Raw genomic sequence first — 11,942 nt, 5'->3', positions numbered from 1 at the left:
AAAGTTTTTATGAATAGATGTACTGTCACACCTCCTTTTAGATTTGAAGTATGGAGTTCTCTTAGCTGGATTAAAGCATTATGAAAAAGCGTTTTTTTAGAACGCCTTTTTAAAGAAATAGTGGTGTCGGCTATCATGTAGGGGAAAGCTTGATGAATTCTTGTGAAGTCGGAATGGAGGAAATCTCCTTTTCTATTTACATTTTCGGAAGATGAATCCATAATAAATGAAAGCGCTTTTATTGTAAAGTTAATAGTCGGAAATTTCTGAAACTAGTTATTTAGAATCATATAAAGGAGTGAAGGCAATTGAAAAGCTCAGAAGAACAAGCGGAGAAATTAATTTGGCATGATCCGAAAGAGGCACCATTTGTGATTAGCGGCTTTGCCTGGTTCCAGGATGAAAAGAAATACAGGCGGCTCCCCTCCGAGCCTGACTGGGAAATACCTGATATTGTCAGCAGGCTCGCAGACTGTACAGCCGGAGGACAGATACGCTTCCAGACAAATGCCAAAACGATCGCTGTAATAGTAAAGCTGTCGGGAAAAGCGGATATGAGCAATATGCCTGCCACCGGACAATGCGGCTTTGACTGCTATATCGGACCCGCCGGCCACAAACATTTTGTTAATATAACAAGATATGAGCCAACACTGCAGGAATACGAGCTAGCTTTTTTTGAACGGGAAGAAACTGACCTCCTGCCGATTACATTGAATTTTCCGCTGTACCAGGGAGTCGGGGAAGTTCTCGTGGGAGTCAATGAAGGAGCTGTTATATCTGAACCCGCCCCCTTTGACAGCGGCCGGAAGATCATTTTATACGGTACTTCGATTTTACAGGGGGGATGCGCTTCAAGACCGGGGATGGCATATACCAATATTATCAGCCGCAAGATCAACCTCGAATTTATCAACCTTGGATTCTCAGGAAGCGGCAGGGGCGAGCCCAATATGGCAAAGATCATCCGTACGATCGGAAATCCCGCCTGCCTTGTTTTAGATTATGAACCGAATTGTGTCAGCACTGAGCTGTATAAAAAGACCCTGCCAGAATTCATACGGATCTATAGAGAAACTCACCCTTATGTCCCGATTATCCTAGTCTCTAAATTTCCTTATGCCGCTGAAGCTGTGGACCGGCAGCTTTATGAAGACCGGATTGCCAGATTAGTATTTCAGAAAAACTTAGTTCAGGAACTTCAGCAAAAAGGCGATCAAAATATAACGTTCATCGAGGGCACTAATATGCTCGGAGAATATACAAATGAAGCTACCGTTGATGGGGTCCATCCCACAGACCTGGGATTCATTAAAATGGCAGAGTATTTGGGGCCGGTTATTGCTGAAACTGTGGGCCGGCAATGAGTGCCGGGCGAACAGTTGGACAGGACACAAAAAGGGACAGTAACCTGTCCCTTCGTTTCCCTTTTACCAGGAAGCTATAATCATTCCGTTTTCCACCCATGTTCCGTACTGAAGATTATGGTCAAGGACCACACTTACTTTTGCTCCAGTTTCCGCTGAGAATAGAACATTCTCGGGGAATTTTTTATATTCTTCATATTTACCGATTAATTCTGCAACCATATTTGCATATTTCAGAGGGGCGCTCATTATCCCTGTACTCGTATGGACGATGGCTTTTCCATCTTTAATATATGCAAACAGATCACTGTTTGGGATAGCGTACATTTTTGCACCGTACTTCTTTGCAACTTCCATTTGATACAAGAATTTTTCTTCAGGCAACACTAATTCATACGTGGAGTCACCAATTTTAATTGTATCCAACGCTGCGTCCGGCTTGGATTCTTTTTCTTGAGCTTTAAGAGGAGGCTGTTTTTGAGCAGGATCGTTTTTCTTTTCAGAATCATTCCCCTCCACTTTTTCAATCACCGGCTCTTGAACTTCTGCAGCTTGCACTTTTACTTCCTCTTTAAAGCTTTCTTTAAATTCACCGATTTGGGCTTTTGTATCCGGTTTTTCTTCTGTAGCCACAGCATTTTCTGGAGATCCTTCATAATAAAATGCACCGGCACTGCCTAAAAATAAGGTCATAAGAATAATTGCTGGAAATTTCTTTTTCATTTCTTTTCCTCCTCAAGATCATTTCATAGATTTAGACGATGTAAGATTAAGAAAGGTTTACAAAATAACAAATAAATTTCAATTGTTACAATTATATTTCAAAATCTCGTAACAGGGACACTAAGCTAGACTAGAATCCAATGAAAAAAGATGGAATACAAAATACTAATAAATTCGCCAATCCTTAGAAATCTATGATTCTCTTTCATATTAGATAAATCCATTGTAAAATATAGTAAAATATTACCAATAAAGTGAGGGGTAAAATTGAAGCTTAATCCATATATTCTGCTACTTGTAGTAGCAGCTGCAATTTATATAGGAATAAATATCAACGAAGAATCTCTATTACAAACTGAAATTAATAAAACTAGCACTCATGCTAAACAAGCAGCACAAAAAACTGCAGTAAAGAGTATTCAGGATACTCCCGATATCTCTCCGGAGCACATAATGGAGCATCTACAAAAAAACGGCTTTGAAATCCTCCCGATATCCGCTGGTAAAACGACAGATATTTATACAGGAACCATGGCCCTGAATAACAGCAATTTTGTCTTACAAGTCGATGTGTACTTTGAAAGGTCCAGCCAGAAGGTCCTTCTTATTGAAACCAACATTGACGCCAGTGCATATATTGATCATCCAGACCAGTCTGAGGTTGAAAACACTGTCAATAAAATGGCCGAAAATTATTTCATCCCTATTGCCAAGATTCCTTTTAAAGGAACAGAAGAGAATGAAGCAGGAGAATGGGTGAAAGCAAACATACATAACTCTTATTCTAACGCCACTAAGGAAAAGACCAGTACCCAGGTAGGTGCTGCAACAATTAACATCTTTGGAAACCCATTAATGAGGACTTTGGAAATAGACTTTGGGTTTTAGCAGTATTAGGGTTGAAATTTCGTGACTTGATAAACACGACAGAACTAGGAAAAACTAATTCAATTTCGTATTAATTTTGAGGATGACAGTTACCTAATCCATGAAAAATTAAAGAGGGACAGAAACCTGTCCCTCTGTTCTATTTACCATGATGCTACAACCACTCCGTCTTCTATCCATATGCTATATCCTATATGGTTCCCGAAATCGACAGTTACTTTAGCTCCAGTTTTAGCGGAGAATAAAACATTTTCAGCAATGTTCTTATATTCTCCTCCTGGTGCAAGAAATTCAGATAATATATCGCTATACTTAAGCGGGGCTGCGGCGAGTCCAGAGCTCGTTTGAAGGATGGGTTCTCCATTTCTGACAAATACAAACATGTCACTGTTTGGAACTCCGTAAAACTTTGCACCATATTTCTTGGCAAACTCCTGGTCATGATTGAACTTCTCTTGGGGAGAGATTAGATAATAAGTTGTGTCTTCTATTTTAAACGTATCTTGTACTGAGGCAGGCTTAGATTCAGGCTTTTCAGGTTTTGAGCCAGCCGGCTGTTGGCTGGAGTCACTTTTCCCTATAGAGTCGGCATTCTCAACGTTTTCGTTGGATGTCAAATCAGGTTCAACGGTTGGAACTTTCACTTCCTCTTTGAAAGTTTCTTCTATTTTACTAATTTGAGCCTTTAGATCAGATTTTTCTTCCGTAGCATTAACTTTCGCCGGAGAACCTTCATAATAAAACGCACCCGCAGTACCTAAAAACAGTGTCATCATAACAATTGCTGGATATTTCTTTTGCATTTTGATTTCCCCTTTTGTTTAATTTTTTATATTAATAAAAATCAGTTTCTATCTGGAGATACTTAATAAATGCGCCGGCTGCACCAAAAAGTAACAGAGGAACAACTGCTTGTTCTTTTCAGTTAAAAAATTCCCCTCAAGTACATTCCAGAATTTAGACGATACAAACTAAGGATAGGTTTATAAAAATGACAAATAAATTTCTTTTTTTACAAAAATATTTCAAATTAAGATATCTTCTTGAAACTACGGCACAGACCTAAGAATCAGTCACCTTGGTTTTAAATTAAAACTAAAGGATTCAGCCGTCTTCTTAGCGAATTACAACACATCTAAAACTCAGAGGTGATTCTCATGCACAAAACAGCTCTCTTAACTGTGACCCATGATCCAACCGGGAACAACTGTGAATCTTTCATTGAATACAAGAGCTTGCTTCAAGATCTATATGAGGATTTATTTATTGCAGTCAGCAATGAAACTTCTCCTGATTTGATCAAGCTTTTGGAAGAAAGCCAATTCAAAGTAAAAATCATCCCTAAAAGAGGAGCTGCCCATGCCCGGCGCAAAGCAGTAGAATGGGGACTAACGTCACAAATGGATTACTATCATTATTGCGATTTTGACAGGATATTGACCTGGAGCAGATATTACCCTGAAGAGTTAGGAACCATAATTTCCAACATATCAGCCCATGACTACACAATCATAGGGCGCACCGAACGGGCATTCAAAACCCATCCTGTTGAATGGGTAGAAACCGAAAAAATAACAAATAGAATCTGCTCACTGGAACTTGGAAAACAAGTAGATATAACCGCAGGATCCTGTGCATTTTCACGGCAAGCTGCAGGTTATATCAATCAATATTCTGAGGCAAAGATGACAGACGCAGAGTGGGCTATGATCATCCATAGAATAGCTCAGTTTAATTTAGGATATATATCTGCAGAAGGTCTTGAATATCATGAAGAAATAAATGGGGTTTCCAAAAACATCAGCCAAACTGAGAAGTGGATTCAGCGTCTGGAATTAAGCTTAATTATAAGTAAATCTGCCAGGGACACCGTGGCTGGTGCGTGTGTTAATCAAACGTTTGATTAAACTGGAGGAGGGTCAGACCCCTACTAAAGTAGGGGTCTGACCCTCGAGTTTTTCCTTCGCTCTAGTCTTGCTTGGACAACTGAATTGGCAAGATTCCTTTATATATTGCCGATGACTATAGATATAGACTGGGTAGAAAAGAACAATTAAAAGAGCAAGGAATTGCTATACTGCCTCAATAACCAAGCTGAAATGGAATATGATACCAGTGCACTTAAAATGTAAAATATAGTTAAAGATGGATACAGTATGTTACCATTTAATTGGATAAAACAGAAGGAGGCAGACATATGAAACTGAAAAAAACTCTATTTACTTTTCTTGCCGCGGTTATTTTGCTGTTCCCGTCAACTTTTGCTTCAGCGGATGTGATGTGGGGGAAAACTGAATTGAAACCAGGGCAAATCGGAAAAGTCACTATTCTGAGGGATATTGGTGCTATCAAATTCAAACCAATCCGGGAGGATGGTCCGCAGAATCCAATGCATAGTTTTAATCGTGATGTAGTGAAAATGTTAAAACCCGGGGAAGAATTTCGGGTGTACGGAGTTAAACGCATAGGAGAGGCGCTGTTCTATGATTTAGGCGGAGAGCTGTATGTCCAAAGGACAAACAATATAAAATACGAAACCCCGTCCAAAGCCAAACTGGCTCTTTTAGAATCAAGCAATCCATCGGCTAAAGTAATGTGGGGGAAAACAGAACTGAAACCAGGTCAAATTGGTAAAGTTACTATTTTACGTGATATTGGTGCCGAGAAAGCTGATCCGGCAGCTATCAGGAAGTATAGGGTAGTAAAGATGTTAAAGCCTGGTGAAGAATATCGGGTTTATGGGACAAAACGGATTGGGGAAATACTGCTCTATGACCTTGGCGGCGGTTTATATGTCCAGAGAACAAATAACATAAAATATGAAACTCCTTCTAAAGCAAAGCTGGCTCTTTTAAACAATTAACAAAACAGGGTCAGACCCCTACTAAAGTAGGGGTCTGACCCTGTTTTTCTATTGAATCTTCTCTATCTTATAACCTTTTCTCTCCAGCAATTTAATAACACTCATGTCACCAAAATAATGCCCTGCACCTACAACGACAAAATAGGTTTGTTTATTGCCTGCTTTGAGATACTGCTCGATTTTATTGGCCATGCCCATATTGCGTTTATCGAACATTTCTGTCATATATTCTTTGTATTCCGGGCTGTTATCAGGGATGTCGAATACCAGTTTCTCAATAGCAGCATCATCGCTGTACTGCCATGCTTTGATGAGAGGTTCGATTTCATTTCCGCTGCGTTCTGTTTTCAGGAAGTCTTCAATAAGCCTGATTTGCATCTTATCTGAGAAATTTGCCATCATATTAAGCTGGAAGTCCATTCCTTCAAGCTCAATGATCTTTTTCTTCCCGGCATTGGATAATAATTGATAATCAATCCCCAATTCCGGATTATACTTGGGATCCATAGGAACCAGGCCTTCTAGCAGCATGTTCATATACCAGGGCTTGAATTGTTTCAGTTTATTAATATCCATTCCATATTCGTCCAATGCAGCTCCCAGCTTTGTATACAGTTCCTTTGAGATATGATCTTCAATAGTCGTTCCGTCAGTATAGACGCCTTTTTCCATGATGAACTGCTGAATTTCATACGGATCTACATTCAGAATATTTGCTTCTACAACCAGGTTCTGTGATTTATTAAAAGCATTCATGATCTTTGAATTCAATGGGTAATATTCTTCAATGCCAACATGGATGGATCCAAGCATATAAACGGTGTTGCCATTTTTCTCTGCCTTCCACAGGAAGCCGCCCTCATTTTCAACACAAGCAGCTGCTTTAAGCTCAGCCAGCTTCCGCTTTGAAGGAGTTTCATACTTAATCAGGCTGTCTTTTTTAACATATGATCCGCCGCCGACTCCATAAAGTTCCGCTCCTGCAGCCTTCTTAAAAGAATAGACTCTGTATTCACCTTTAGCAGGCAGTGTTTTTCCCGCCGCAAGCTTATTATCTTTCAAGGAATATAACTTTGTTTCTTTTAAAATTGTAACTTTACCCAATTGCCCGCTCTTCAGCTCTGTTTTTCCCCACATGATTTTTTTTGGGACACAATTCCTGGTTTGTTCCGCTGCAGAAACTGAAGTATTTGCAAACGAAGAAACGAGCAGCACAACCGCAAATAGCGTCGCTAAACTTTTAAACAACTTTTTCAACGTCCTTATCTCCCCTTTAATCTTTTTCACCAATAGATTCCTATAAATTCATTTAAAGGAAACTATTAACATTTTTAATGTTACTTTAATTTAGGTAGAGGGACAACTTTTAAGAGATTTATTTTTTGATTCATCATTAGATTAGGGTGTGCTGGGACTAGTCTATAAATTTTGTTGCCTTATAGATATTATAATACGGAAGTTTTTCTGCTCAATGTGCAAGGCGTGATGATAGCCTTGAAGGAATCAAAGTGTTGTCTGGACTAAAAGTTCCTAGTGTGCAGTCTTTTACTTACCAGAAACTGCATAACAGAAGGAAAAAATCCTTATTATTCAAACGTTTGATTAATTTATATAAGCCTGACTGCATTCTAGAGAGACCCATTAACCCCATATGGTAGCGCCTTATCCTGTTTTATCAACTAACTCATATAAACTGCTCATAAAAGACTTTCGACTGCTGCTGATCACTGACTGACAGCAGTTTAGCTATATTTAATTTTTCTTCTTAAGTAAGCTCCACATCACTCTCACAGGATGCAAATTGAACAAATTCTTTAACACGAAGGTTGGGGCACTATGATCTTGTCTTCCTTTCAAATCTCCATAGGGATTGGTCAATATAACAACCGGTCTGACCTACACTGTAAACCCATGGCTCTTGATGAGATTTTGTAGGTGTTGGGCATGATAGAGGGATTGATGCTGCGAATTTTTAACAATTGTTTTCTTGCGGACTTTGCCTTGGTTGTTAGCAGGAATCCCTCTCCCCGTCCCTATGCGGATAAAACCTTCCAGTAATATCCTTAGTCACAAGAAAGAGGGCCTTCAACAGCCCTCCATTTTGTCTAACTTAACCTATAACCTGCTCAATTTAGAAATTAATATATAACGAAGGATCCACCGCGTTGCTCTTACTATCATTCCAAAGCCCATCATGCAACTCAAAGTGAAGGTGCTGGCCCTTGGAATCGCCTGTATTGCCCATAAAGCCCAGACGCTGTCCTTTAGAGACTGTGTCTCCTACTGACACACTGCGGCTGCTCATGTGTGCATAAAGAGTTTCCCACGTCTTCCCACTTATTGAATGCCTGACAATGACACAATTTCCATAGGAAGAAGAATAATACGATTTTGACACCGTTCCTCCTGCAGCTGCAACTATTTCAACTGTTCCCGATTTGGCCAAGTCAACCCCAAAGTGCATTTTCCCCCACCGTGGCCCATAAGTTGAAGTTACCACATAATCTTGTATTTTTAATGGAACACTGAATCCTAAATCATTGACATTGATCCACTTGTTGCCTAGCCAAGTTTTGACCTGCCACCACCCGCCGGCTTTTTGGTTAATGGCCGTTACGGTTTGGGGAGACAAAGAGGCTCCTGTGCCGGAAGTGAAATTAGCTTCATTGTAAATCGTATACGTTTCCTTTGTAACTAATTTAATTCCGTTTGGAGCGATCCATTTATCTCCAAGCCAAGTCTTTACCAGCCACCATCCATCACTCCGTTTATCAAGAATAGTAATGGTCTGGGGAGAGATGGATGCACCTGCAGATTTCAAGTAAGATGGTTCATTATAGATTTTTGTCGAGAAAGTTAGTTCCGCCTTGATTCCATTGGGAGCAATCCATTTCTCGCCCAGCCAGGTATCAATTTTATACCACCCATTTGTTCTTTCTTCTAAAACTGTGACTGTCTGTGGAGAGATTGAAGCTCCAGTTTTGGCGGTAAGATCCGGTTCATCAAATAGTTGGCTCTCTTTTTCAATTACTAGCCTATCAGCTGCAGCTTCAGCCGAATATGCTCCCAAAGTAGTGAATGAAAACGCCAGCAGGGCAAAGAGCACAATGCTAAGTAAAGGTTTCATTATCTTCATAATTCTTTTCACCTTCCTATTTTAATTTTGTATTACAAGATTGAGAGACTCATAACATACTGAACTATTGCACCTGTGCGTCCACATATATTTCCGCTTCGAATGAGCGCTTCCACGGAAAATCAATCATCCCGTCACGGCCAGCTTTACCTGAAGGCCAGTTAGATGGATCCTGGATACTGATAATCCGCGATTTTAAGGTTGTCCCGTTCATTGATACAATAATTGAGCTCTCTGTAAAATTCCTTTGAAGGTTGGATAATCCCGGCACTAATAGCTGGGTGGATTGCTGCCGTATGTTTTGATACGCCTGGCTGGATGCAGAGATATATTTTGAAAGATTGGCATTTGCATCCCTATGCCCCGTATTGTTTGCCATTACTTCCTTAACATTATCTATATTCTTATTCTGATAAAGGGTATCCTTCACAAAAGTGTAGTAATGATAAGCCGCGTGCGAATTTTTAGATGCCTGGGCATAAGCAGACGAAACCGATTTAACATGCATCGTTCTAGCTGGGCCATATCCAACAGCCAAACCTACTGTATTTCCTGTTGTATTCCATGATGAGTAAGCCATCAACCCTGCTGCAGAACCTTCCAGGATCAACTGGTCGGAAAGTTGTGTCTGCGATGTAGAATTTTTGCCGGCATCAATCACCGCAGTAGGCATATTGGATTTAAAATTGTCATTGGATTTTTTCGATAGGTTCCTTACATCTGTAAGTGTGGAGTCTTGCGTTCTTACCAGCAGGTCCATATCTTGCCCACTGGCGACTGCTGTTCCACCAATCATACTGACATGACTCTTAATCATAGAATTAAGCGCATGGAAATCAAAGGAACTGGGCACTTCATTGTAACCTGATCCATAATAGGCGATTCTTACTTTTGGAGTTCTATCAAATACCTCAACATTGGCAAATCTGCCTAGCATGGTCATGCCTAAGCCGTCTGTATCACTCGTTACTCCAGAAATGCCCGGAAGGCGGTCCCTGGCAATCTTTGTAATCCAATTAACCTCATTTTCTTGGATGGTGGTTGATGATGTTGAAGTTTTATTTGAGTCATCCACCCCGTAAGCAACATAATCAAAACTTTCGTTATAATACGCCAAATCCAGAATCCTGCGATTCAATTTAAACTTTCGCTCTCTTGCCGCGTAGAATTTGCTGGCATTGCCTGGAGATACTTGAAATTTAACATTGCTTGATTGGATTGTTGTTCCGTCTGGCGCAACATGATAGTTTTCTATGATGCTTGCTTGATCGGTGAAAACTTTCCGAGGCTGACTGGCCCATTTACGGATAGCATCATATTCCGTCTGATCGATTCCCTCTACTCCGACTGTAGGGGCAAGCCTCATTACCGAATCAAAAATATACATTGGTTTGCCATTAGTCTTTAGGCTGGCAAGTTGATTTAGATAGGATTCTGCCGTGCTATAGGGAATTGACTGGTTTAACAGTCTGGAGCCTACTAATCCTCCGGAGGCAATCATATCGGCAGATACAATAAATCCATCCACTTGGGATTCGACTGAACGCAGCCAATTTAAAATGGCAGCCGGGTCACCGAATCGCTTGCCAGTCTGATTACTCCCCTGATAATCCAGTTTAGTACTTATGATATCTTTGGGAGGAGTAAGTACGCGAATACCAAGAGCCTTTCCTGCGGCAATAACTCTGTCAAGATTGACTGGACGATCATCAATCGGTACATAGGCGACAGTAGAAAGGTAACTTCCAGGCTCAGAGGTAGTGGCTGCCGAACCTTTCTGCTCAAAAAACGGACTTACGATAAGCAGTAGCATTAATACTAAAAACAAAGTTTTTTTCATAGTTCCTCCTTTGTTCAATACAATATGTCAATTAGAAGCTTTGAAATTAGCTTTTGTCATTACGACTTATGACAGCATTTTCAGATGGTCCTCCCTTCCCCCTCACAAACGCTCATAAATTGTATGCATTTGTAAGAAATTGTCTTCCCGGTATTTCTATACTAACTGAATTGATTTTCGATTGAATCCCTGAAAATCGAATAAAATATAGAGTAAAGCCAGTGTATATTCACCAATTTGGAAACAAACTGGAAATTCTATAATTCGAGGCATATCAAGCTATTATGGGGTCAGACCCCATAATAAAAAACCACCGCTTCCAATTAGCAAGCGGTGGTTTAGGTTTCATAACATATTATTTCGCCCGATGAACGGTCAAATTAACTTTATTCGTTTCACAAACAAATGTAGAAAGGTGGACTGGTTCATCCTTTGAATCAAACGCAATCTTTACGATTCTGAATAGATTGGCGCCGATATCGCATTCCAGCAGTCTGGCATGGTCTTTTGTGGCCCCAATCACATCAATGATTTTATCATTGCTGATAATTTCAGTGCTGTAATCCTCCAGGAGGATCTGATAGGTGGATTCAAGCCTCGCAATTTTCTTTTCCAAATCAGGGAACCGCATGAGAGAGTAGTGGGCGATGTCGTAGAATAGAGGGCGGTCGTTTACATACATCAGCCGCTCCAATTCAAGAACCGGGCTGCCTTCTTCAATGCGCAGGTGTCCGGCGACTTCCGCTGATGCTGATATGACTTCGCTTCTTAGTATCCGTGAGTTGGGAATCATCCCAAGCTGATGGCTGAATTCCGAGAAGCCGCTTACAGATAAAAGCTCGTTATGGAACTTATTTGATGTTACAAATGTCCCTCTGCGCGGTACGCGTGTAAGAGTTCCTTCATTCACTAATTCCTCAATGGCTTTGCGGATCGTAATCCGGCTCACATTATAAATATCACAAAGCTCTGCTTCTGTTGGAATTTGTTCATCCGGCTTGTACTTTCCGCTCTGGATGTCATTCTTCAGCATTTGCCTGATTTGCATATACAGCGGCTGAGGCGTTGAAGGATTTAAATTCATCTGGCTCATCCTTACCGTCAATAGATTGTTAAGATCTATTA

10 protein-coding genes are annotated in these 11,942 nt (G+C 40.4%); 4 read left to right on the top strand and 6 right to left on the bottom strand.

Features of this window, described 5'->3' with window-relative positions:
* Positions 1-308: 308 nt before the first annotated feature.
* Positions 309-1,367, top strand: coding sequence for an SGNH/GDSL hydrolase family protein (locus ABU165_RS06575; RefSeq protein ID WP_318059844.1), 1,059 nt, complete (start codon positions 309-311; stop codon positions 1,365-1,367).
* A gap of 63 nt (positions 1,368-1,430) precedes the next feature.
* On the opposite strand, the gene ABU165_RS06570 is transcribed toward ABU165_RS06575, so the two are convergent.
* A complete protein-coding gene (locus tag ABU165_RS06570; protein WP_318059843.1) occupies positions 1,431-2,090 on the bottom strand; it encodes a hypothetical protein in 660 nt (219 codons plus the stop codon).
* Positions 2,091-2,357: 267 nt separating this feature from the next.
* Here ABU165_RS06570 and ABU165_RS06565 point away from each other — a divergent pair, with 267 nt between their 5' ends.
* On the top strand, positions 2,358-2,978 hold the full coding sequence (locus ABU165_RS06565; RefSeq protein ID WP_318059842.1) for a hypothetical protein: 621 nt from the start codon (positions 2,358-2,360) through the stop codon (positions 2,976-2,978).
* A gap of 143 nt (positions 2,979-3,121) precedes the next feature.
* Here the strand turns inward: ABU165_RS06565 and ABU165_RS06560 are convergent, their stop codons facing one another.
* Entirely contained in the window at positions 3,122-3,781 is a 660-nt protein-coding gene (locus tag ABU165_RS06560; RefSeq protein WP_318059841.1) for a hypothetical protein, read from the bottom strand.
* 354 nt (positions 3,782-4,135) lie between these two features.
* Between ABU165_RS06560 and ABU165_RS06555 the strand changes: the two genes are divergently transcribed.
* Both ABU165_RS06555 and ABU165_RS06550 read left to right on the top strand, forming a co-directional pair.
* Positions 4,136-4,885, top strand: a complete 750-nt coding sequence (locus ABU165_RS06555; RefSeq protein WP_318059840.1) for a hypothetical protein — start codon at positions 4,136-4,138, stop codon at positions 4,883-4,885.
* 290 nt (positions 4,886-5,175) lie between these two features.
* On the top strand, positions 5,176-5,841 hold the full coding sequence (locus ABU165_RS06550) for a hypothetical protein (protein ID WP_101549109.1): 666 nt from the start codon (positions 5,176-5,178) through the stop codon (positions 5,839-5,841).
* A 48-nt stretch (positions 5,842-5,889) separates the two neighbouring features.
* Here ABU165_RS06550 and ABU165_RS06545 read toward each other — a convergent pair whose 3' ends face one another.
* The 4 genes from ABU165_RS06545 to ABU165_RS06530 form a co-directional block, all read right to left on the bottom strand.
* Positions 5,890-7,098 (bottom strand): TraB/GumN family protein, encoded by a 1,209-nt coding sequence (locus ABU165_RS06545; RefSeq protein WP_101549107.1) that lies wholly within the window; start codon positions 7,096-7,098, stop codon positions 5,890-5,892.
* An 874-nt stretch (positions 7,099-7,972) separates the two neighbouring features.
* Complete coding sequence (locus ABU165_RS06540; RefSeq protein WP_318059839.1) at positions 7,973-8,977, bottom strand: M23 family metallopeptidase; 1,005 nt, start codon at positions 8,975-8,977, stop codon at positions 7,973-7,975.
* A 64-nt stretch (positions 8,978-9,041) separates the two neighbouring features.
* Positions 9,042-10,817: a DUF4127 family protein gene (locus tag ABU165_RS06535; RefSeq protein ID WP_318059838.1), complete on the bottom strand. Its 1,776-nt coding sequence runs from the start codon at positions 10,815-10,817 to the stop codon at positions 9,042-9,044.
* Positions 10,818-11,172: 355 nt separating this feature from the next.
* The gene (locus ABU165_RS06530) at positions 11,173-11,901 is read right to left on the bottom strand and encodes a GntR family transcriptional regulator (protein ID WP_094768678.1); all 729 of its coding nucleotides are present in this window, start codon (positions 11,899-11,901) and stop codon (positions 11,173-11,175) included.
* Positions 11,902-11,942: the final 41 nt, after the last annotated feature.

It is taken from the genome of Cytobacillus sp. T106, assembly GCF_040492155.1.
Taxonomy (GTDB): Bacteria; Bacillota; Bacilli; order Bacillales; family Cytobacillaceae; genus Bacillus_AB; species Bacillus_AB infantis.
Note: the sequence above shows the minus strand (reverse complement) of the source record. Positions and strands in the feature narration are given on the sequence as shown.

Coding starts and splice junctions, on each gene's coding strand:
- ABU165_RS06535 (WP_318059838.1), bottom strand. CDS start 10,817: ATGAAAAAAACTTTGTTTTTAGTATTAATGCTACTGCTTATCGTAAGT.
- ABU165_RS06540 (WP_318059839.1), bottom strand. CDS start 8,977: ATGAAGATAATGAAACCTTTACTTAGCATTGTGCTCTTTGCCCTGCTG.
- ABU165_RS06550 (WP_101549109.1), top strand. CDS start 5,176: ATGAAACTGAAAAAAACTCTATTTACTTTTCTTGCCGCGGTTATTTTG.
- ABU165_RS06530 (WP_094768678.1), bottom strand. CDS start 11,901: ATGAATTTAAATCCTTCAACGCCTCAGCCGCTGTATATGCAAATCAGG.
- ABU165_RS06570 (WP_318059843.1), bottom strand. CDS start 2,090: ATGAAAAAGAAATTTCCAGCAATTATTCTTATGACCTTATTTTTAGGC.
- ABU165_RS06555 (WP_318059840.1), top strand. CDS start 4,136: ATGCACAAAACAGCTCTCTTAACTGTGACCCATGATCCAACCGGGAAC.
- ABU165_RS06560 (WP_318059841.1), bottom strand. CDS start 3,781: ATGCAAAAGAAATATCCAGCAATTGTTATGATGACACTGTTTTTAGGT.